Here is a 21,920-nt window from a genome sequence, read left to right on the forward strand (position 1 = left end):
GCGGCGGGGACGGGGGCCCCGTTCGTGGAGGTCCGATCGGCCGTTCGGTGCTGGGTGGTTGCGGGTTCTCGTGGCGGCTGGGCAGGTTGGTTCCGCCGGTGATTCGCCGGCGAACTGATCGATCGAGCAAGGGAATTCGGACACATGAAGCACATAGGGGCCCGTAGGCGGACGGCCGCCGTGGTGGTACTGCTCACCGCGGCGGGGACGCTCGCGCAGACCGGTACGGCGCAGGCGGCGACACGAGCGGCGGGGCAGTGCGGCGGGAACGTCGCGGACTACACGTATCCGGCGCGGGCGTTCCAGTTCGACGACGTGATCAGCAAGTGGCTCGGGGTGTCGGCGGTCCAGTTCAACGACGACATGTCGCTGACCGTGACGTCGAACACCTCGGACTCGACGGTCTCCGGTGCGTGGGAGCTGCACGATTCGAACGGGCCCAACCAGGCGAAGGTCGGGGTGGTGACCTTCTACACCACGGTCTCGCCGCCCGTGCAGGGCGACGGGGTGGCCAGCATCTACTGGTACGTCGGGTACCCGAACTGCAACCCGACCGCCGCGGACCCGGCGAAGAAGCTGTTCCAGATCATCGGCGACGTCCAGACCCAGCCGGTCTACCAGGACGGCAGCTACGGCCAGTTGAGCAAGATCAACGGCTTCCAGGCCGACCGCTGAGCCGGGCCTTCGGCGAAGTCGTGGGCCGGTTCCGGGAGTTCGCCGTCATGGCGTGGTTCCCGGGGCCGGCCCGTGGGGTCATCTCGGCAGGGCAGGCGGGTGGTGCCACCACTGGGCGATGCCGTGGCCGGCACTGCCTCGGCCCGATGCGCCGGTCCCGTCAATGAGCCGGCCGTGGTGTCGTGCCGGACGAGCCGGTCGGCGCACGTTCGGCGTTGCGGGGCCGGACGGCCACAGGGGTGGGAGGAGGTGTGAGTTCGGCGTGCGGACGGATTCGGCGGTCCCGCCCGATGCCGCGGTGGTGCAGGTCCCACCGGCTGGTCAACATGGCGACGGTGATGGTGGCTCCGCTCATTCCGAGCACGTCGCCGATGCACTTGCGGCGGCTGGCACCGAAGACGAAGAAGCTTTCCCGCTGCAGGGAAGTTACCCGCTCTGGCAGCCAGCGGAATGGGGCGAAGGCGTCGGGGGTAGGGAACACGTGGGATCGCGCTGGAGGGCGTACGGGCTGAAGAGCACATCGGCTCCGGCCGGGGCGCGCCGCGGGCCAGCCGACGTTCCGGACGGCCCTTCGGCTCAGCAGCCACGTGGGTGGGTAGAGCCGCAGTGTCTCGGTGATCACGTTCCGGGGTCAGGGGCAGTCCGGGCAGATCCCGATCGGTCGGGATCTGCTGTCCGAGGGCATCGTCCAGCTCGTCGCGCACTGCGGCCGCGACATCCAGAATACCGGCGCAGCAGGCGCAGTGCTCACACGCTCGTGGCCGTGGTGGTCTCGATTCCTTCGGCCAGGAAGGGCAGGGTCTGATCCCGGAGGAACCGCTCCTCGACTCCGTTCCCGGCGGCGGCGATACCCGGGAGAGGACGTCGTCGTACCTCTCTCCGGAGTCGCGGTAGTACGCGATGACCTGATCCATCGCCTGGCGCATCTGGGCAATCTGCTCCTCGAAGCGGCGAGGGGAGACGCGCCACCCACCCGGGCAGCGCATCCGCCAGCACAGGTGCGCATGAGGCCAGGCATCGCCTCCGCGACCCGTGCGGACGCTTCCTGGGCCGCGGGAGCGGACGCGAACGTGCGGGGAAACGGCCAGGCACATCACCCGCCGCACCTCCTGGTCCAGCCGGACCGCCCGACCCGACTGCCAGGCACCGGTCACTTCGTCTACCGCATCGGCCATGACGTTGAGGTAGTGCGGCATCAGCTGCGGGTGGAAGGCCGGCTGGACGATCGGCCGCTGCCGCGCGTGGTCGGCGGCATCGCGGGTCGCCAGACCGTTGCCGGCGAAGGCGCGGGCCTGGTCGAAGTAGATACAGCGGATCGTGCGACGGGGCAGCACGAACACCGTGCGCTACCGGCAGGCGATGATGCTGCCGGCCTCGGCCGGGGGCAACCGGGTGCCGGTCATCGCCCAGCTGGTCCAGGCGGATGAGGACACGGTGAGGGATGTCATCCACCGGTTCAACGAGATCGGCCTGGCCTGCTTGGACCCTCGGTGGGCGGGAGGCCGTCCCCGCCTGCTCAGCTCTGACGACGAGGACTTCGTCGTCCAGACGGCCACCACCCGACCCTCCAAACTCGGCCAGCCCTTCACCCGTTGGTCCATCCGCAAGCTGCTGTCCTACCTGCGTAAGGTGCACGGCCGGGTGATCCGCATCGGCCGCGAGGCCCTGCGCTGCCTGCTCGCCCGACGCGGCGTCACCTTCCAGCGCACCAAGACGTGGAAGGAGTCCACCGACCCCGAGTACGACGCCAAGCTCGACCGGATCGAGCGCGTTCTGGACCGCTTCCCCGACCGGACGTTCGCGTTCGACGAGTTCGGGCCTCTCGGCATCCGCCCCACCGCGGGCAGCTGCTGGGCTGGGCAGGGCAAGCCGGACCGACTGCCGGCGACCTACAAGCGTACCCACGGCGTTACGCACTTCCATGGCTGCTACTCGATCGGTGACGACACCTTGTGGGGCGTGAACAGGCGCCGCAAGGGCACCGCGAACACGCTGGCTGCGCTCAGGTCGATCCGGGCCGCCCGCCCGGACGGCGCTCCGGTCTACGTGATCCTGGACAACCTCTCCGCCCACAACGGCAAGAAGATCCTACGCTGGGCCCGCAACAACAACGTCCACCTCTGCTTCACCCCAACCAACGCCTCCTGGGCCAACCCGATCGAGGCGCACTTCGGACCGCTGCGGCAGTTCACGCTCGCCAACTCCAACCACCCGAACCACACGGTCCAGACCCGCGCGTTGCACGCCTACCTGCGCTGGCGCAACACCAACGCCCGCCACCCCGACGTCCTCGCGGCCCAGCGCAAGGAACGCGCCCGCATCCGCCGCGAGAAGGGCCTGCGCTGGGGCGGTCGACCGGTGGCCGCCTGATCAATCGCTGACGTTGAGCGTCGCGTGTTCCTCGACTCCGAGACCAATCAGCACGCCCCGGAGCCGAGCCAGCGCAGTGTCCGGGTCCAAGCTCTCTTCGATCTCCAGGTCGAGATGGCAACGTCCCATCCCGCCGCCGGCGCCTGTGATCTCGCCGTCGGAGCCGAACGCGGCTTCCAACGCCTCCTCGACCTCATCACGGTCGATCGGCAGACCCACGAAGACGATCTCAACGAACACGACTGTCCTCCGCTCCAACCCGGCGAACCATATCGGTCAGAGCACTTCGTGGTCACTGAGCCGGCCGCGCACAGCGACAAGTCCAGCTCGCCCCGCGCGCCGAGTTCGTCCAGGACGGCCCGGTGGAGCTTGGCCCACGCCCAGGCTTTGCTCCACTCGGTAAAGCGGCGATGGGCCGTCAGTCCGGGACAGGCCGAAGCAGGGCGGCAACTGAGCCCAGGTGCACCCGGAGGTTGCGACGAACACGATCGCCGCCAGCACCTCTCGGTCTCCGTAGCGGTGCCGACCACCGCCCTGCGGGCGTACTGGAGCGTCCGGCACCACCGACTGGAACAGTTCCCACTACTCATCCGATACCAGACGCTCAACGATCAGCACGCCCGGAGTCTACTCAACCGCCCAAATGAGACGACTTCACCCTTCGCGCCAATCATCTAGCGGAAGGCGGCGCCCGTGTGGTGCCGTGCGCGCCAATGGACTTAGTCGCTCGGCTTGCCGGTCGACGCCGCCTCCCGCAAGGGGAGTTCTGCTGCAACAGAGACTTCCCGGTTCCAAGTCGAACGTCCGGAGCAAGGAACCTGTACATTCCGCGCGCACGCGCGCGAGCACGGTTCAGGATGCTACCGCACTTGTTGGCGGATGGTCTCGGCAGGCGCATTTTTCGCGGTAGGAAGCCACCCCCAAGCCCTTCTTTGTCGCTTTTGCGTCCCAATGCTCCAATGTTGCCAAGCGGCGCGCCCCTTAGAATTTGTGACTGCTGGCCAGGTGGGCGGTCAGTCAATTTTTCTAAGTGGAAGCTTGCTTGACATTTAGGGATTGCGAGTCTGTCGGTTGATCGGTGTTGAATGGGATCGAAGTTCGGTACTGTGATTCCTGTTGTCGATCGGCTGCAACCGGCGACAGCTGGCCCCGCCCTGCCGTCAGGGCTTGAGAGTTCCGTCCGGAGCATCTCCGAATTCTGTATGCACACGAGAAAGAAGCGCAGGCATGTCTCAGATGATCCCCTACCCTGTACCGGCTGGTTTCGGGGGACCTGTTGCCCCTCCGGCGCGAGCCATGACGTGGCAGGCGTCCCTCGTCTCGGTGCTCCTGCTGGTTGCCCTTCTGGCTGCGCTGATTGCGCTGGTCCTCAAAGGGCTGAAGCTGGAGGAGGCGATTGCCGTGCTGGCCGCCGGCGGGCTGATGGCGTCCGAGCTCCGGCGGCGCCTGCTCGAGTAGTCGGTGGGCGGCCGGTTGCCTCTCGGCTGATGGGTTGCGGTGAAGACCTGCTCCAGGTCGCTGCGCTTGCCCTGAGGTCCCCGAAGCGGGATGGGGCTCGACGCATCGGTGGTGGTGATCCGGCTGCGGGGCGCCTCAACGCCTGCTGCTTGCTGGGAAAGTAGCCGGGTGCGATCTGGTCGACGACTTGTCCGTGGTTGGCCAGATCACACCCGTCCGACCACCTGTGAGCGGGCGGAGGCGGCATCCCCGGCGTGCGAGTGCGGGCATTCTCGCGATCGCCTCCCGGCCGCACGTTTGCGGACGTTAGACTGCGCGGCATGGCATCAGGTCACGGGAGTACGACGCTTCAGCTGAACCTCGTTGGAATCGGCGAGATACTCCGCAGCGAGCGGCTGATCGTTCCTCAGTTCCAGCGAGCGTACTGCTGGAAGGTGGACCAGGAGGTTCAGGACTACTGGACTGATCTGAGTCGTGCAGTTCGTGACGGCGCTGAGGAGGAGTACTTCTTCGGTACGATCGTCCTTACACAGGACGGGGCGGAACGCCGCAAGAAGATCATCGATGGTCAACAGCGCTTGGTCACGTCCTCGCTCCTGATCGCAGCCATTCGGGATGAGCTGCACCGCCTGAGCCACCCTCGCGCGCAGTTGATCGGGGATGAGTTCCTGGCGAGCCAGGCCTGGGACGCCGATGGTACCGAGCCTCATCTCAAACTCAATGAGGATGACAATCCGCCTTTCCATGGCATTGTCACCCGAGCGTCCCTACCAGCCCTGCCGGCGAAGCGTGGCGAATCGGACATCGTCAAGGCCTACGGTTTCTTCCGTAGCGAGCTGGCGGATCTGAGCGCTCGGTACGGTGAGGAAGCGGCCAGGGAGCTGCTGAAGTGGGTCCGGTACATCCAGCAGAAAGCTCAACTCGCGGTGGTGGAAACGCCGTCGGAAGCCGATGCGTACGTCATTTTCGAAACACTCAACAACCGCGGTGCGGACCTCACCACGGCGGACCTCCTGAAGAACCATCTCTTCGGTGCGGCCAAGAACCACCTTGATTCAGTGCGCAACAACTGGCACAAGGCGATCGGCGCGCTCTCCCTGACCGCGGCGAACGAGAAGTTCACCAAGTTCCTGCGGCATTACTGGAGTTCACGGGTGGGGAAGGTGACCGAACGTGATCTCTATGCCCAGATGCGGAAGCAGGTAATGCGCAGCCAGGACGCGCTGACCTTCTCGGAAGAGCTGTTGACGGCAGCACGGATCTACGCGGCACTGTCCGACCCCAGCCACGAGATCTGGGCGGAGAAGTGCTCCACGCACAAACCGGCCCTCTCCAGCCTTGCACTGTTCAACCTCGTCCCGAACAAGATCCTCCTGCTTGCCGCTGTCGACCACTTGCCACCAGCCCAGATCGACAAGCTCCTGCGGGCGATGATCGGGTGGTCGGTGCGCGGCATGATCACTGGTGGGATCAACCGTGGTCGCTACGAGGACCTCTACTCCCAGATCGCGATGGACATCCGCCAGCAGAAGGTCACCCGGGTCTCCGAGGTTCGAGACCGGGTGAATGACCTCATTCCTTCGGACAGCGACTTCAAGGCACAGTTCACCCTTGCCACCCTCGGTCGTGGTGATGGCAGCAAGATCGCGCGCTACTATCTGACCGCCCTGGAACGGACCGCGCGGAAGGACGGGCAGCCGGAGTTCGTCCCCAACGACAACCCCAACGAGGTCAACCTCGAGCACGTCTATCCCCAGAACGCGTCGGCCGAGGAATGGTCCGACTTCATCACCGCGAGTGGGAAGCGGGAGGACGCGGACAGCTGGATCCACCGGCTCGGCAACATGGTGCTGCTGCCGGCCGGGTCCAACTCGCGGCTGGGGAACAAACCTTTCAAGGACAAGGCTGAGGTCTTCCAGTCTTCACAGCTCGCCTTGACCCGTGAGGTCGGCGACCGTGACATGTGGACGCCGGAAGCGGTTCAGGAGCGGCAGGAGCGGTTGGCGGGGCTTGCGGTGCGTACGTGGCCGCGGTGACCCGTCTGGTGAGTGCGCGCGGATGAACCAGGAGTGGGCCAGTGCGCGGGGGCGAACGGCGATAGGCCGGGTAGCCTTGTCGGTTCCCGCGCGCCAGGCGCTCGCGGACGGCCAGCTGCGGCCGGAGCGGACGGTACTGGATTACGGCTGCGGCCGAGGTGATGACGTCAGAGCGTTGCGGGGCCTCGACTGCCGGGTGGAGGGATGGGACCCCTATTACCGGCCGCACGTTCGGCCCACCGACTCCCATGTCGTCTTGCTGACCTACGTGTTGAACGTCATCGAGGATCCGGAGGAGCGCCGACGGACTCTGCAGCGCGCATGGCAATTGGCCTCGACGCTCTTGGTGGTCTCGGCCCGGCTGACCTGGGAGAAGTCCAAGGTTCAGGGAGCGGAGTTCGGGGACGGCCTGCTCACGAGTCGCCGGACCTTCCAACACCTCTACACCGCGGCCGAGTTGCGCCACTATGTAGAGGAGGTAACCGGGGCGCGGGTGGTCGCTGCGGCACCCGGCATCGTGTATGTGTTCAAGGACGAAGCAGCCCGCTTGGGCTACATCGCCCGTCGGGTGGTTCCGGACGCGGAGTGGCTGAGGTCCGGGGACACGGCTTCCGCGCTGAATGCCTTGGTGGACTATGTGGAACAGCGTGGTCGGCCTCCTCGTATCGAGGAGATGCCCCGCAACATCGCGGAACTGCTGGCACACCTGACGCCCGCGGAGCTGCGGCGGCTGGTCCAACAGGGGGCCGATCCAGGTCTGATCGTGGCGGCTGCCAAGCGCACCACTCTGAACACGCTCCTCTACCTGGCAGTCGAGCTATTCAATGGTCGTGGTCCCTTCGGCGACCTTCCTGTAGGCGTACGGCAGGACATCCGCAGTTTCTTTGCCTCTTACAAGGAGGCGTGTCGGCGTTCCGACCGGCTCCTGCTGAAACTGCGCGATGACCAGTACGTCCGCAGTGCGATGCAGGTGTCCGTCGCCGGAAAGCTGACACCCACGGCCCTGTATGTTCACCGCCGTGCTATCGAGCAGATCCCGACCGTTCTGCGGTTGTATGAGCACTGCGCATCTATCGCCGCAGGCCGTCCGGCGGAGTGGACGGTGACAAAGCTTGGACATCGGGGGCGAGCGGTCTCCTGGCTGGACTGTCCGAAGTTCGACCAGGACCCGCATCCTCGGATCTCCTCCTCCTACGGGGTCGACCTTCAGACCTTGGAGGCGGTGCACACCTCTTTTCCACCGGAGGGGAGCCGCCCGTTGTTACACAAGAAGCATGAGTTCCTCGCTCCGGACGATCCAGACGTGCCGCGCTATCAGCGCCTTACGGAGGCTGAGGTGCGTGCGGGCCTGTACCTGAACCCCCAGTTGATTGGCACGGAGGACGGCTGGGAGGAAGAGCTGGCCAGATGTGGACGCCAGCTGCGCGGGCATCGCTTGGTCCGGCGCGTGGACGATGCGTCGGGGGAAGGGAAGCGGATCAGCTAAACGCGGTGCGACCGCGTTTCAGAGCCGATCGGGTTGCATCGAAGCGATGGTCGCCGCGACCCCGCTCGCGTCGAAGTCCGCGCTTTGAGGAGGGAACCAGGAGAGGCGCAGCCCGTTGGCGGCCACATCGTCGTCCAGGCCCATGGCTTGCAGGACATGGCTGGGGGTGTAGGAGGCGCTGGTGCACGCCGAGCCGGTGGCGATGGCCACGTCGTCCTTGAGCCGGACGATCAGAGCTTCGGCATTGAGCTGGTCGAAGCTGACGTTCAGGATGTGCGGAACCGAGTGCGCGGGATCCCCGTTGATCTGGAACCTCGTCGATCCCAGTGCGTCGAGAATCTGTTTCCGCATCGCCCGCGCATCGCGCTCCCAGGCCGGGTGGCTCTCCTTGAAGATTTTCGCCGCCTCGTAGAGGCCCATGATCAGAGGGACGGCGAGTGTACCGGGCCGCAGCTTCCGCTCCTGACCGCCGCCGAACATGATGGGTTCCAGGGGTACCTTGTTCCACCCTCGGCGTCGAGTCACGAGGGCTCCGATGCCCTTGGGAGCTCCGATCTTGTGGCCGCTGATGCTGATCAGGTCGATCGGGGCGGTCAGATCTTCGGGGACCTTGCCGTAACCCTGCGCGGCGTCGACGTGCAGGAAGGTCGGTGTCTCCCGCAGCTTCCGGGCCAGTTCAGCGACGGGCTGGATGACGCCGGTCTCGTTGTTGACGTGCATCAGCGACACCGCGAGCGTGTCGGGGCGCAGTCGCTCCAGAACGGCCTCGGTCTCGACGCGCCCAGAAGGGCCGGGGTGGATGAACTCGACCTCGAAGCCGCGGGTGTCACGAAGGTGGAGCAGCGGTTCGAGGACGGCTTTGTGCTCGATGGCCGAGGTGATCATGTGCTTGCGACCGGTCTGCTCGCCGTGGGGTGCCAGACCCAGCAAAGCGATGTTGTTGGACTCGGTGGCACCGCTGGTGAAGATGACCTCTTCCGTCTTGGCACCGAGAGTTCGTGCGATGAAGGCGCGAGCCTGCTGCACTGCCCTCTTGGCCCGCGCACCGTATTCGTGTGTACGGCTGCCGGCGTTGCCGAAGTCCTCCGTCATCCAGTGCAGCACCACTTCGGCGACCCGGGGGTCGACTCGCGTCGTTGCCGCTACATCCAGATACGCCACCACAGTGCTCACCCGTCTAAGAGCCGATCCGACATCCACCGCGTACGTCAAGTGCTTAACGTACAGGCTGAGACCGCGTGGCATGAAGTTGAACCGGCGCGCGTCACACCCCGCTGTGGTGTGAACCGCCATGACGGCACCGTTTGTTCCGGTGTCCGGTGCGACGCCGATACCGATGTGACGGGTGTGCCGTTTCGTGCCCGGCGTCCCATGTGTCCGTTGGTACGTCGACCGGCTGGCGGTGTACGTCTTTGAGAAGACGTACGTGCGCTACAGTTCATTGGTGCAGAGTGAAGCGGCGAGCAGGGCTGCGGGGCGGGTCGCTTCGCAGGCTTCAACGGGGTTCGAGTACACCTTCCCCGCCATCCGTGGCGTGCAGGCAGGTAGGGAGTTCTACGCCTCGATGTGTCCACTGAGACTCATCCCGAAGATCTTCCTGTTCGACGAGGAGGACCTTCCGGCGGAGTTGAGGGCGCAGCGGGTCCTCAACAAGGGGCGACTGCCCGCGCTCACGCGGTACATCGTGGACAATCCGGATGATTACGTCTTCAGTGCTCTGACAGCCTCGGTCGACGGGGACATGGTCTTCGAGAGCCAGGGCGGCGAAGGGGTGGCGCACCGTACCGGTCACCTGCGCATTCCCATGGACTCGCGCTTCCTGATCAACGACGGGCAGCATCGCCGTGCCGCCATCGAGGTCGCATTGAAGGAGAATCCCGACCTCGGCGATGAAAGCATCGCGGTCGTCTTCTTCTGCGACGCGGGGCTCGCCCGTTCCCAGCAGATGTTCGCCGATCTCAATCGCAATGCGATTCGACCTGCCCGATCCATCGGCGTCCTCTACGACCACCGTGATGGGAACGCGCAGATCACCCGTTCCCTGACCGAGCACTCGGCGGTTTTCAAGGGTTTTGTGGAGATGGAGAAGAGTACGCTCTCTGCCCGCTCGCGCAAGATGTTCACGCTCAGCGCATTGTACTTCGGGAACCAGTCGCTGCTGCGGAGTCTGGAGCTGTCCCCCGAGGAATCGACCGTACTGGCCCGGGATTTCTGGGAGTTCATGGACGGCATGCTTCCCGAGTGGAGGCAGGTGCGCTCGCGCGATCTGTCTGCCCAGGAGATGCGGCGGGACTTCATCCACAGCCATGGGATCGCCCTCCACGCCCTGGGCAGGGTCGGCAATTCTGTTCTGCGGGAATCGACCAAGCCCGTGAAGTGGAAGAAAGAGCTCGCCCGACTCAAGGGCGTGGATTGGACCCGGGCGAACAGCGATTGGGAGGGGCGGGCCATTGTCGGCGGCCGCGTCTCCAAGAGCCACCAGAACGTAACGCTCACTGTTAATTACTTGCGTCGGCACCTCGGGCTGGAATTGAGCTCCGAGGAGCAGCGCGTGGAAGATGCATACCTGCGAGGCGATTCATGACCACCATTCCGATCGATCTCGGGCTCACTCCAGTGCGGCGCAAGCCGTTCAACGGGCAGACCCTGGACGAGGTGATCGAACGGCTCACGGGCGAGATCCGTGAGTTGTACGTGGCCGACCAGGTGCCGTGGGTCATCGGGTACAGCGGCGGCAAGGACTCCACTGCAGTCCTGCAGTTGGTGTGGATGGCGCTTCGTGACCTTCCAGCCGATCAACGCACCAAGCCCGTTCACGTCATCAGCACTGACACCCTGGTTGAGAATCCCGTGGTGGCAGCTTGGGTCTCCGCATCGCTCGACACGATGAAGGGTGCCGCGCTCGAACAGGGGCTACCGGTCGAACCGCACCGTCTGACACCGGAGATCAAGGACACCTTCTGGGTCAACCTGATCGGGCGCGGATACCCGGCTCCCCGGCCGAAGTTCCGCTGGTGCACCGAGCGGCTCAAGATCAAGCCTTCGAACGCCTTCATTCGCAGTGTCGTTGCCGCCCATGGTGAAGCGATCATGGTGCTTGGAATCCGCAAGGCAGAGAGTCATGCCCGGGCCCGTGCCATGGAGAAGCACGAGAAGCGCCGCGTGCGCGACCGTCTGTCACCCAATGCCAATCTCCCCAATTCTCTCGTCTACAGCCCGGTCGAGGACTGGACCAACGATGATGTATGGGAGTTCCTGATGCAGGTCTCCAACCCCTGGGGTTACAACAATCAGGACCTACTCACGATGTACCAGGGTGCCTCCAGCGACGGAGAATGCCCCCTCGTCGTCGACTCCACGACTCCGTCCTGTGGTTCGAGCCGGTTCGGCTGCTGGACCTGCACTCTCGTGGAACAGGACAAGTCCATGTCCGCGATGATCCAGAACGACGAGGAGAAGGAGTGGATGCTCCCGCTGCTGGAACTGCGTGACAAGCTCGACGCGCCGTTCGGCTACTACAGTGAGGGTGACCCCGATCTTCCGGCCGGCCGTAAGGCGCCCTTCCCCCGGCCCGACAAGCCGGCTCGGGACTTCCGGCGGATGAACGGCTCTGTGATGCTGTTCAACGACGGCGCAATCCACGGGCCCTATCTGCAGTCGTACCGTGAGCAGTGGCTGCGGGAGCTCCTCCAGGCCCAGACCTGGATTCGGGAGCAGGCGCCGGCGCACGTCAAGAACATCGAACTGATCACGCTGGACGAGCTGCACGAGATTCGACGCATCTGGGTCTTCGACAAGCATGAGGTCGAGGACAGTGTGCCGCAGATTTACCAGGAGGCCACGGGCCAGCCCTTCCCCGGAGGGCCGCTGGACGAGCAACTTGTCATGGGATCCGACGAGATGGAGGTGCTCAAGGAGGTCTGCGACGGCGACGAGTTGCACTACCGCATGGTCCGGGAGCTGCTCCAGGTGGAACGGAAGTACCGGACCATGGCCCGCCGGTCCGGCCTGTTCCAGGCTTTGGAGAAGGCTGTCCAAAAGGGCTACTACGAGAACCACGAGGATGCCGTCGAATTCGCTTCCCGAAAGAAGAAGTGGCGCGACGACGTCTCCGAGAACCTGACCTTCGACGACGAAAACTAACTCGATGCTCCTGCGCAAGATCACCCTCGAAGAATTCGGGGCCTACCGCGGAAAGCAGTCGCTCAACCTCACCCCGAAGAAGGGCAAGCCGGTCATCCTGATCGGCGGCCTCAACGGGTGCGGCAAGACGACGCTGCTCGACGCGATCCAGCTGGTGCTTTACGGAAACCGCGCGCGCTGCAGCGGCCGTGGGACTGGGACGTACGAGACCTACCTCCGCGAGAGCATCAACCGCATGGCCGACCCGGCACGCGGTTCCGCCGTCACACTTGAGTTCACCACCATGACCGGCGGGCAGGAGCACTACTACCGAGTGGTTCGCAGCTGGCACATCAGTGGCAAGACGCTGAAGGAGTTCCTCAACGTCTACGTCGACGAGGCGTACGGGGAGCGTACCCGGGCCGTCCGCACCGCTCAGCCAGAGCCCCAGTTCAACCGGCTCCTCAGCGAGAGCTGGGCGGACCACATCGAATCGCTGTTGCCGCTGGAGATCGCCTCCCTGGCTTTCTTTGACGGGGAGAAGATCGAGTCCCTCGCGGACCCGGACCGTGCTGCCTCCGTGATTGAGTCGGCTGTCCATTCCCTGCTCGGCGTCAGTACGGTCCAGCAGCTGCGCAACGACCTCCTGGCCCTCCAACGGCGACAGAAGCTCTCCGACGAGGAACAGCACCTCCTGGACAAGATCCATGCCCAGGAACGCGAGCATGATGAGGTGCTGGCCGCGTACGACGTCGCTCACCAGGAGTTGGGCAAGAGCCGTAATGACCTGCGCAAGGCCCAGCGCACTCTGGAGAGCCTCGAAGCCGCCTTCGAGAAAGAGGGCGGTGGTCTGTTCAACCGGCGGGTGGAGCTGGAGAACGAGCGGAAGAGCATCACTGACCAGCTGGCCCAAGTGCGTTCGGATCTCGTCCAGTTGGCCGCCGGGCCCCTGCCGCTGCTGATGGCCACCGGGCTGATCGCGGATCTGCGCGAGCAGGCTGTGCTGGAGAAGCAGGCCCGGAGGTCGGCGCAGGTCCTGGAGGTACTGCAGGAACGCGACAGTTGGCTTCTGGACATGCTGCCCGCTGCCACACGTGCCGAGGTCGTCGCGAAGCTGGAGGCTGACCGCGCCGACCGTGCGGAGTCCACCGAACTCGACGTCGATCTTCAGTTGCCGCACGACGCCTTGGAACAGTTCGGTGTCCTGGAGGAGCTCCTGCAGCGGGATTCCGACCGGGGCCGGCTTCTGCTGACCGCGGCGGCTGACCTCTCGGACGAACTCGACCAGCTCGACCGGCAGTTGGCTGGTGTGCCGGAGCAGCACAAGGTGGAAGCCCTCCAGCAGGCCCGTGAGGAACAGCTGGTCGTGGTCGCGCATTGCCGTGCGGCGGGCGAGCGGGCCGATGCCCGCCTGGGCGAGCTCAAGCGGCGCCGCGAGCACGTCCGGACGCTGTTGGAACGTGCGCACACTGAGTTCGTCCGCACCAAGGTCAAGGCGGAGGAGGTCGAGCGCATCCTCAAGTACTCCGAGAAGGCGCGCGCCACTCTCGAACGCTTCGGCTCTGCCCTGTTGCAACGTCACATCGGCAAGCTCGAATGGGCGGTGCTGGACAGCTTCAAGGCCCTCATGCGAAAGCAGGGCCTGGTCAAGAGTCTCCGCATCGACACGGAGAAATTCGCGCTCACGCTCGGTGACTCCACTGGAAATCCGATCGACCCCGCCCGCTTGAGTGCGGGGGAGCGCCAGCTGCTGGCAGTGTCGCTGCTCTGGGGCTTGATGAGGGTCGCCGGCAACCGCCTGCCCAGTGTCATCGACACACCTCTCGGCCGGCTCGACAGTCGTCACCGCGAGCACCTTGTCACCCGCTACTTCCCGCAGGCCAGTGAGCAGGTCCTACTGCTGTCGACCGACGAAGAGATCGACGAGTACCTGCTGGGCCGGTTGCGGAAGTCCGTCGCCCGCACTTACACCCTCGTGCACGACGACGAGGAGCTCACCACCCAGGTGGTTGAGGGCTACTGGTGGAACGAGGGAGTGCAGCATGTCGGTTGACAACGTCCGGCTTTCGCAGCCGGCCAAGGACCGGTTGGTCTACCTCAAGCGGACAACCGGTATCACGCAATGGAACGTGCTGTGCCGTTGGGCGCTCATGATGTCGTTGAAGGACCCTTCGACCCCCCTGGTGAAGGACATCGTCACCGATTCCAACGTTGAGATGACCTGGAGGACCTTCGCCGGCCAGCACGGCGACGTCTACCTGGCGCTGCTGAAGCAGCGCTGCGCGGCTATTGGTGAGGAACCTTCGGAGGAGAACGTCGCACAGATGCTCACGGTCCACCTGCACCGTGGCATCGGCTACCTGGGCGCGGACAAGGAGATGGCCTCGATCGAAGGCATGGTGCGGGCCGTCCAGCCCGTTTGACGCCGAGCCGGGTGCGGTCCGTCATGCCGCACCCGAGCGTCATGGCCATCGAGGGCGTTGGGGTTCGAATGAAGGCACTCCTCATCTCAGTTGAGGAGATTCGCCGGCTTTCGGTACAACTTCAACGAGCGCCGGGTGTCTTATAGGTATGGGGACGTTCGATGGAGGTTCGAGGCCTCGTGGCGGGTGCGCGTCACGAGGCGGTCGGTCGTGTGACGCCGGAGATGTCCGCCTACCGCTCACGGCGGTCCAGCCGATGCCATTTTGAAGCAAGGACCAGGAAACGCCCCCGATGTCAGCACACCGCCACCGAAGTGCCAGCAACCACCCTGCCGTGGCGGCGCTCAAGGACTGGTTCGACAGCCTTACGCCCCTTGAGCAGGACTTCGTCCTGAGACAGCTCTGCGTGCCGAACCCAGTGCCGATGCTCCACCTGGCACGTGACCACTCCGTGACAGTTGCCGTCGTTCGGGATGTCCGCAACCAGCTCCACCGTGGGCTGCACGACGCGATCCTCCACGACAGGGCGGCGCTGAGCTCAGTGACCGCTGTGGACGAGGAGCTCCTCGACCCCATCGATTGCGAGGAGTTGATCGACCGCCACGACTGGCTCGGGGCGCCCGTCAGCGACTACTACGACCTTACTGTGCTGCACGTCCTGCTCGGTCTGAGGTGGCACGACGCCCGGAACGGGCGGTGGCTGTTCGACGGTGACATCAAGAGCTGCATCTCCGACACTCTCGACGCACTCGACCTCGATCCTTTCCAGATCATGAGCTTCGAGGCGGCCCGCCGCTGTCTTTCCCAGGTGACTGCTACCTTGCCCCAACACGACCTGCAGTTGGAACACTGGCTCGTACGTTGCGGGTTCGAGGTCCAGCAGACGCCCGGCGGCCGGATTGTCCGAACCGGTGCCCCCGACACCGACCCGGCGGAAGCCTGCGGCGAAACCGTTGGGGAAGGGACCCACGAAAGACTGCTGTACTACGTCCCGTCGGTTCAGGACCTCCTCTCTCGCCTTGCAAGCCATTTGCACTCCGAGTACGAGGAAGCCGAACAGATCACTCTGGGGGAGCTCCTGGCGGACGCGGACGATACGGAGGGAGAGCTCGGCCTGTTGGCCCGGAGCATCCGTGACGCCGTGGCAGTTGTGCCTGCCTCCTGGACCCTCGGTACCGGCACCCGTCGTTCCGCCGAGTCCTCCTGTACTCCTGAGTCGGCGGATGCTCCCGGAGTCACTTCGACGGCAATTGCGACGGCACCCGCGGAGCCGGACCCTGGCAGGGTCCGGTGGCTGAATTCCCTTCGGGAGGATGTTCTGGACGTTCTGCTGGAGGCACGCGTCCCCCTGACCACCCCGGAGATCGCCGGGCGGCTCGAACGACGCATCCGGTACCGGACACTTCGCGACCTTCTGGCCAAGGACGACGAAGTCATAGCAGTCGAGAACGACAAATGGACCCCGGTGCTCCTGCCGCCGGAGCAGTCCAGGCCGAAGCAGGAGAAGCAGACGCAGCTGAACACCGTAGCAGCCGTCCTCGCAGCCGAAGGGCGGCCGTTGTCGACGGCGGAGCTCAAGGAGCGCACCGAGATGGTCATCCAGCTCCCCTATCTCAAGCAGAAACTGGATGCTGACCCACGGTTTCAGCGCGCGGCCAAGGACCAGTGGGCACTCAGCGAGTGGGGGATGCCCGTCTACAAGCCGATGAAGGAACTCGTCGCTGACTTGGTCGACCAGCACGACGGTGCCGTCGAGGCTGATGAGGTGGTCCGCCTACTGGTGCGGGACTTCGGTGTCAAGGAGTCCAGCCTCCGCCAGGTCATGTCCACCCCGCCTTTCAGCGTCCGCGACGGCCAGGTGCGCCGGCTGGCGGACATCCGCAAGGAACAGGTCGGCGGCCCTGGCCCCGACGACCACGACTACCAGGACGTCCCCACCGTGGATGACCTGATCGAGGACATGGGGCTGATCTGATGGATCCCCATGCCGGACTGCGGGCCACTGACCCCAAGCCTGACTACCGCAGCGACCGGGGCCACATCGTCAGGGACTTCTACCTACCGGCGCTACATGTGGCAACCCGTTACGACCGCGCGGTCGGGTACTTCACCTCCTCCAGCCTCGCGTTGCTGGGACAGGGACTGGACGACTTCACCGAGCGCGGGGGAATGATGCGCATCATTGCGTCCCCTTACCTTGAGCAGCAGGACGTCGAGGACATTGAAGCGGGCTATGCGCTGCGGGAAGTCATGGAGCGTGCGGCGCTCCGGGACCTGAACGAAGCGATCGAGGAACCGCGGGCGGCGCGAGGGCTGGGAAAGCTTGGACGGCTCGTCGCGGAGAGGCGAGTGGAGTTCAAGCTGGCCTACGTGTCCAACGAGGACCGAGTCGGGATGTATCACGAGAAGATAGGTGTCTTCCGCGATGGCCAGGACCTGGTTGCGTTCAAGGGAAGCGCCAACGAGACGCGTTCCGGCCTCGTGGGGAACTTTGAATCCATCGAGGTCTTCCGGAGCTGGGACCACCGAGACGCGGACCGCGCCCTGCGAATCAGCCAGGACTTCGAGGACCTCTGGCAGGACCGGACGCAATTGCTGCGCGTCCTGCCGTTCACCGAAGTAGCCAAGCACGTCGTCGAACGGGCGGCCCGTACCACTGCGAACCGCCCAGAGCTCGACGACCTCCCGTCCGACGGCGCGCCGATGACCGTCGAGAAGCCGGTCGACGTACGAGGGATCCTTACCATCCCGCGGGACCTCCAGATCCGCGACTACCAGAAGCAGGCCGTGCACAACTGGTTCGCCCGGGAAGGGCGGGGCATCTTCCGTATGGCCACGGGGACGGGCAAGACCGTGACGGCGCTGGCCGCCGCAGCTCAACTCAGCACCGTGCTTCAGAAGAGCGGCAGATCCCTGCTGACCGTGATCGTCGTCCCCTACCAGCACCTCGTGGACCAGTGGGCCGATGACGTTGCGCGGTTCGGGATTACGGCTGTCCGAGCCTACGAATCCACCAACGCCTGGAGCCGGAGGGCTGCCGATCTCCTGTATGGACTCGCCCTGGGCATTGCTTCGGCAGGAGTCGTCATCACGACCAACAAGACCTTCGGTGAGGAGCCCTTCCAGCGCCTGCTGAGCGGTTACCACGGTCGGCTCCTGTTCATCGCTGACGAAGCCCATAATCTGGGGGCCGCTCGCTTGCGGACGAAGCTCCCGTCGAACGCGCAGCACCGGCTCGGACTGTCCGCAACGCCCGAACGCTGGTTCGACGATGCCGGTACCGAAGCCCTCACCGACTACTTCGGGGACATCGCCTTCGAGATGGGCATCGGCGAAGCGATCCGGCAGGGTGCGCTCTGCCGTTACAACTACTGGCCCGTCCTGATCGAACTGGACGAGGAGGAAGCCGAGCTCTACGTCGTCGTCACCAGCAAGATCGCCAAGCTGATGGCCGCTCGGCTGGGCAACGATCCGCTGGACGAGGACAGCCCGCTCGGTGCGCTGCTGCGCAAGCGCGCCAATATCCTCGGGCATGCACGGGGGAAACTGCCCGCCCTCAAACGGGAACTCGATCGTCGAAACGCTCAGTCCTACCAGCTCGTCTACTGCGCTGAAGGCCGTCACCCGATCTCCTACGAGAACGGCGTCGAGGAACCGACCCAGCTCGACCAGGTGGTCTCCATGGCCGGCGTCGAACTTCGCATGCCGGTGGCTCGCTATACCTCTGAAACCAGTCGGGCCGACCGCCAGGACGTCCTTCGTCGCTTCAGTGACGGAAGGAGTATTCGAGCCGTCGTCTCGATGCGATGCCTGGACGAAGGGGTCGACGTGCCGGCTGCCCGGATTGCCTACCTGCTCGCCAGTTCGTCCAATCCCCGCCAGTTCATCCAGCGGCGCGGCCGGGTGTTGCGGAGGTCCGCGGGCAAGGGGAATGCCGAGATCATCGACTTCATCGTCGTCCCTCCAGCCGGGGCCAGTGCGTTGCAGCATGAGACCGAACGCCGAATGCTCCGGGGTGAACTCGCCCGTGTCGAAGAGTTCGCGCGGCTTGCTGAGAACGAAGCTCACACTCTCGATCTCCTGCGCCCGCTCCGTTCACGCTACGGCCTGTTCGATACGTGACCAGTCTCGACCAGCCAGACCTCCTGTCTCTTCCGTTGGAGCCGAATTGACCACAGAGCCAACCCCGCGCCGCACTGCCCGTGACGTGCTGAGCGCGCTCTCGCCCGAGGCACGCAAGCTCGCCCAGGCGGTCACGCAGCTGGAGCGGGAGTACCTGCACTACAACGATCCCTCTCAGGTCGTTCCCGGTATCGTCGAAGAGGTCAAGAGGCTGATCAAGTGAAGTTGCACCGGCTCATCCTCAAGAACTTCCGAGCCTTCTACGGGGAACAGACGCTGAACCTGGCCACCGTTGAAGGAAAGCCTGCGGTACTGATTTTCGGTAACAACGGTGCAGGCAAGACCACGCTCCTCAACGCCTTCACCTGGGCGCTGTACGGAACCTTCTCCGACGACGTGGAACAGCAGCACCGGATCATCCATGACAAGGCGTGGGCAGACACCGATTTCGGTGAGCCGATCAGCGCCTCTGTCCAGCTCGACTTCGAGCACGAGGGAACTATGTTCTCCGTTACTCGGGATGTCACGGTCACCAAGAAAATGGATGAGCAGAAGGTCGCCACTTCGCAGCTGGCGGTCACAGAGATCGCGGCGGATGGCGAGGTGAGTAATCTAACCAACGGTCAGGACCGCATTGAGAAGATTCTCCCCGAGGGCCTGCGCCGGTTCTTCTTCTTCAATGGCGAGCGCATGGAGAAGATGTTCGCCAGTGAAGAGAATAACGACGAGGTCAAGCGTGCCATCAAGACGCTGCTCAATCTTGAGACGATCGAACGTGCCATCTACCAGCACCTCCCCAAGGTATCCAAGCAGCTGGCCCGCGACATCGACAAGAAGAGCGACGCCAGGCTCGGTGAACTCTCAGACAGCATCGAAAGCCTGGAGCGGCAGATTGCTCAGGCGGACGCCCGGAGCCGACAGCTGTCGGCGGAAGCCAGCAGTTACCAGCGTGAAGTCGACGAAGCCGAGCGCGCGCTGCGTGCCAATACTCAGGCCCGCCCTTTGCAGGACCAGAGAGCCAGCCTGAATCGGAAGATCAAGGCGGAGCACGAGAAGATCGATGAACTTAAGGCCCGCAAGCGCGAACGGATTTCCCGGAGCGGCTTCATTTCCTTCACTCAAGGTACGGACGAGACTGTAATGAAGCTCGCGGAAGGCATGCGCCAGCGGCGTGAGCTTCCTGCTGGTATTCAGCGGAGCTTCATCGACGGTCTTCTGGAAGACGGTCAGTGCATGTGTGGGCGACCGCTCCATCAAGGAACACCGGAGTTCGAGGAGCTTGAGCGGCGGCGTTACAACGCCGGACTGGCGGACGTGGAGGCCCGATGGGTCTATGTCGACGGACAGATGCGGAATCTTCGGGACGAGCGCGCCAGCCTCCTTACGGACCTCCAGCAAAACCTGCAGGACGTCTTGCTCGTGACTGAGAATATCAACCAACTAAACGCCGAACGGAGCGAGGTAGAACGACAGCTCAAGGGCGTTGACATTCAAGATGTCCAGCGCCTTGAAGAGCGCCGCAAAATATATGCCGAAAAGAAGACGCAGGCGCTCGTCGAGCATCAGCGAAGTGAGGATCAAAAAGCTCGACTTGAGAAGGAATTGGATATTTCCAGGCGAAACTTCAAAACGCAGGAGGGGGTGAGTGAGAAGTCTCGGAAGGTCCAGCGGCAAATAAACCTCGTTGAAGAGGTGCGGCAGGCTTTTGTAGAAGTCCTCACCCTGAAGACGGAGGAGGTTCGGGAGCGGCTCGACCGGAAGATCAAGGAGGTGTTCTCCCGAATCTTCATCAAATCCTACACGCCTGAGATTGACGAATCCTTCGAGCTGCACTTGAAGTCGCCGGCGGGTGCGGCGATCCGTTCCACCGGAGAGAACCAGATCCTTGGCCTGTCTTTCGTAGGGGCGGTGTCGGAGGTTGCCAAGAGCTTCCACGAGCGCAGGAGTGGAGCCGATCAGGTGATCGCTGATGGGGGAGGCGTCTACCCGGTGGTCATGGATGCCCCCTTCGGGAGTCTCGACCTGACCTACCAGGAGGAGATCTCCCGGGCCTTGCCTGAGCTCACCTCGCAGATCGTCACACTCCTGTCGCAGTCCCAGGCCCGGGGCCGGGTCATGGAGAACCTCCAGGAATCGGCGACCAGCATGTATGTTCTGCATTCCATCACCCCTAACAGGCAGGCGAAGGAAGAGACCATCGAGATCAGGAATCGCGCGGTCCCCTACGTTTCCTACGGAGATTTCGAGCACACCGTCCTGGAAAAGGTGAACTTCTGATGCCTTCCGTTGACCGTTTTCGCCGGCCTCTCCAGCATGAGAAGCTCCTCAATGATCTACACGGGAAGAATACGCCGTTCCGTACGCTGGTGGAATGCATGATGTTTGCTGCCGCACTGGGTCAGCGCAAGGGGAGGCGGGAGCCGTTCGAAAAAGCGGGGGAGCCCATTCGGCTCGCCTTGATGGAAGGTCGGCAGTATGGGGACGTCCTCATCGACATGCTTGCTGCAGTGGAAATTCAGGACGACCCGAAAATCCTGGCCGATGACCGGCTCGACGAAAGGGTTCGAATTTTTGAGGATTATGCTAACGGTGGATTGAGCTACATCCAGGGCGAGATTAATACCAATCCAGGTGATCTCGACCAGATCATTGCGGACCTGGTGCTCGGATCCTTGGTTTCGACTTCGGAAGAAGTCGATGAGGTCGGCGACCTGATGTCTTCCGCAGGTCTGACCTGGTAGTAGACGGCGGTACGAATTCCGGCGTGGGTGTGTCGGACCAGCGCGGTCCGGCATACCCACGCCGGATCGCGCACTGCTGCGAAGACCGATGAAGATGTTGGGTTCTTACCTCGCCATGTGAGTGGTGGGGCCAGCCTCGTCCTGTGGCGATGGGGGAATGGGTCGGAGAGACGGTCGGGCCGGATGTGTGGGAGACCGGTCGGGAGTTGATTCCGGCGGGGAGTGTGTTCTCGTTCCTGGCCGAGTACTGGGGGCGGCGGTTCCCGGCGGTGATGTTCGTGGACATGCATCCGTCGGCGAAACGGCAGGCTGGGCATGCCGCCGCAGGGTCCTGGCCGCGGTGATCACGCTGCAAACCCTGCACGGTCTGTCGGACTTCGAGACCGTGCAGGAACTGCGTCCAGGCCGTGCCGCGGTATGGACGGCCTCCTGGATGCGGGTGCCGCGGGAGTGGTGATGCTTCGGCGCCACGGCCGGGGCGGCCATG

At 64.2% G+C, this 21,920-nt stretch carries 17 protein-coding genes and 1 pseudogene; 14 read left to right on the top strand and 4 right to left on the bottom strand.

Annotated elements, in window-relative coordinates:
* The first annotated feature begins 144 nt into the window (after positions 1–144).
* Positions 145–675 (top strand): hypothetical protein, encoded by a 531-nt coding sequence (locus ACFV4P_RS14265; RefSeq protein ID WP_380470830.1) that lies wholly within the window; start codon positions 145–147, stop codon positions 673–675.
* Positions 676–835: 160 nt separating this feature from the next.
* Here ACFV4P_RS14265 and ACFV4P_RS14270 read toward each other — a convergent pair whose 3' ends face one another.
* Positions 836–1,297, bottom strand: coding sequence for a cytochrome P450 (locus tag ACFV4P_RS14270; protein WP_380470832.1), 462 nt, complete (start codon positions 1,295–1,297; stop codon positions 836–838).
* 737 nt (positions 1,298–2,034) lie between these two features.
* Here ACFV4P_RS14270 and ACFV4P_RS14275 point away from each other — a divergent pair.
* Positions 2,035–3,045, top strand: a complete 1,011-nt coding sequence (locus ACFV4P_RS14275) for an IS630 family transposase (RefSeq protein WP_380471424.1) — start codon at positions 2,035–2,037, stop codon at positions 3,043–3,045.
* On the opposite strand, the gene ACFV4P_RS14280 is transcribed toward ACFV4P_RS14275, so the two are convergent.
* Together ACFV4P_RS14280 and ACFV4P_RS14285 are read right to left on the bottom strand one after the other, a co-directional pair.
* Positions 3,046–3,285, bottom strand: coding sequence for a hypothetical protein (locus tag ACFV4P_RS14280; protein ID WP_380470834.1), 240 nt, complete (start codon positions 3,283–3,285; stop codon positions 3,046–3,048).
* A gap of 44 nt (positions 3,286–3,329) precedes the next feature.
* Positions 3,330–3,621: pseudogene (locus ACFV4P_RS14285) on the bottom strand (transposase); the annotation flags it as partial.
* Positions 3,622–4,272: 651 nt separating this feature from the next.
* Between ACFV4P_RS14285 and ACFV4P_RS14290 the strand changes: the two are divergent.
* The 3 genes from ACFV4P_RS14290 (at position 4,273) to ACFV4P_RS14300 (ending at position 8,025) form a co-directional block, all read left to right on the top strand.
* On the top strand, positions 4,273–4,503 hold the full coding sequence (locus ACFV4P_RS14290) for a hypothetical protein (protein WP_380470836.1): 231 nt from the start codon (positions 4,273–4,275) through the stop codon (positions 4,501–4,503).
* A gap of 320 nt (positions 4,504–4,823) precedes the next feature.
* Positions 4,824–6,539, top strand: a complete 1,716-nt coding sequence (locus tag ACFV4P_RS14295; protein ID WP_380470838.1) for a DUF262 domain-containing protein — start codon at positions 4,824–4,826, stop codon at positions 6,537–6,539.
* Positions 6,540–6,561: 22 nt separating this feature from the next.
* Positions 6,562–8,025, top strand: a complete 1,464-nt coding sequence (locus tag ACFV4P_RS14300) for a DNA phosphorothioation-associated putative methyltransferase (RefSeq protein WP_380470840.1) — start codon at positions 6,562–6,564, stop codon at positions 8,023–8,025.
* Between the two features lie 18 nt (positions 8,026–8,043).
* Here ACFV4P_RS14300 and dndA read toward each other — a convergent pair whose 3' ends face one another.
* Positions 8,044–9,198: a cysteine desulfurase DndA gene (gene dndA / locus ACFV4P_RS14305; RefSeq protein WP_380470841.1), complete on the bottom strand. Its 1,155-nt coding sequence runs from the start codon at positions 9,196–9,198 to the stop codon at positions 8,044–8,046.
* A 271-nt stretch (positions 9,199–9,469) separates the two neighbouring features.
* Between dndA and dndB the strand changes: the two genes are divergently transcribed.
* The 9 genes from dndB (at position 9,470) to ACFV4P_RS14350 (ending at position 21,433) form a co-directional block, all read left to right on the top strand.
* On the top strand, positions 9,470–10,609 hold the full coding sequence (gene dndB / locus ACFV4P_RS14310; RefSeq protein WP_380470843.1) for a DNA sulfur modification protein DndB: 1,140 nt from the start codon (positions 9,470–9,472) through the stop codon (positions 10,607–10,609).
* Positions 10,606–12,168, top strand: coding sequence for a DNA phosphorothioation system sulfurtransferase DndC (gene dndC, locus ACFV4P_RS14315; protein WP_380470845.1), 1,563 nt, complete (start codon positions 10,606–10,608; stop codon positions 12,166–12,168). Before dndB ends, dndC begins: the two co-directional genes overlap by 4 nt.
* 4 nt (positions 12,169–12,172) lie before the next feature.
* Entirely contained in the window at positions 12,173–14,200 is a 2,028-nt protein-coding gene (dndD, locus tag ACFV4P_RS14320; RefSeq protein WP_380470847.1) for a DNA sulfur modification protein DndD, read from the top strand.
* Positions 14,190–14,570, top strand: coding sequence for a DNA sulfur modification protein DndE (dndE, locus tag ACFV4P_RS14325; RefSeq protein ID WP_380470849.1), 381 nt, complete (start codon positions 14,190–14,192; stop codon positions 14,568–14,570). Before dndD ends, dndE begins: the two co-directional genes overlap by 11 nt.
* 334 nt (positions 14,571–14,904) lie before the next feature.
* Positions 14,905–16,545 carry a hypothetical protein gene (locus ACFV4P_RS14330; RefSeq protein ID WP_380470851.1) on the top strand — a complete coding sequence of 547 codons (1,641 nt, stop codon included), beginning with the start codon at positions 14,905–14,907 and terminating at the stop codon, positions 16,543–16,545.
* Positions 16,545–18,692 (top strand): DEAD/DEAH box helicase family protein, encoded by a 2,148-nt coding sequence (locus tag ACFV4P_RS14335; protein WP_380470853.1) that lies wholly within the window; start codon positions 16,545–16,547, stop codon positions 18,690–18,692. Before ACFV4P_RS14330 ends, ACFV4P_RS14335 begins: the two co-directional genes overlap by 1 nt.
* A 46-nt stretch (positions 18,693–18,738) precedes the next feature.
* Positions 18,739–18,915 carry a hypothetical protein gene (locus ACFV4P_RS14340; RefSeq protein WP_380470855.1) on the top strand — a complete coding sequence of 59 codons (177 nt, stop codon included), beginning with the start codon at positions 18,739–18,741 and terminating at the stop codon, positions 18,913–18,915.
* A complete protein-coding gene (locus tag ACFV4P_RS14345; RefSeq protein WP_380470857.1) occupies positions 18,912–20,969 on the top strand; it encodes an AAA family ATPase in 2,058 nt (685 codons plus the stop codon). Before ACFV4P_RS14340 ends, ACFV4P_RS14345 begins: the two co-directional genes overlap by 4 nt.
* Positions 20,969–21,433 carry a DNA phosphorothioation-associated protein 4 gene (locus ACFV4P_RS14350; RefSeq protein WP_380470858.1) on the top strand — a complete coding sequence of 155 codons (465 nt, stop codon included), beginning with the start codon at positions 20,969–20,971 and terminating at the stop codon, positions 21,431–21,433. Before ACFV4P_RS14345 ends, ACFV4P_RS14350 begins: the two co-directional genes overlap by 1 nt.
* The last annotated feature ends 487 nt before the right edge of the window (positions 21,434–21,920 follow it).

Source organism: Kitasatospora sp. NPDC059795, assembly GCF_042732175.1.
Classification (GTDB): Bacteria; Actinomycetota; Actinomycetes; order Streptomycetales; family Streptomycetaceae; genus Kitasatospora.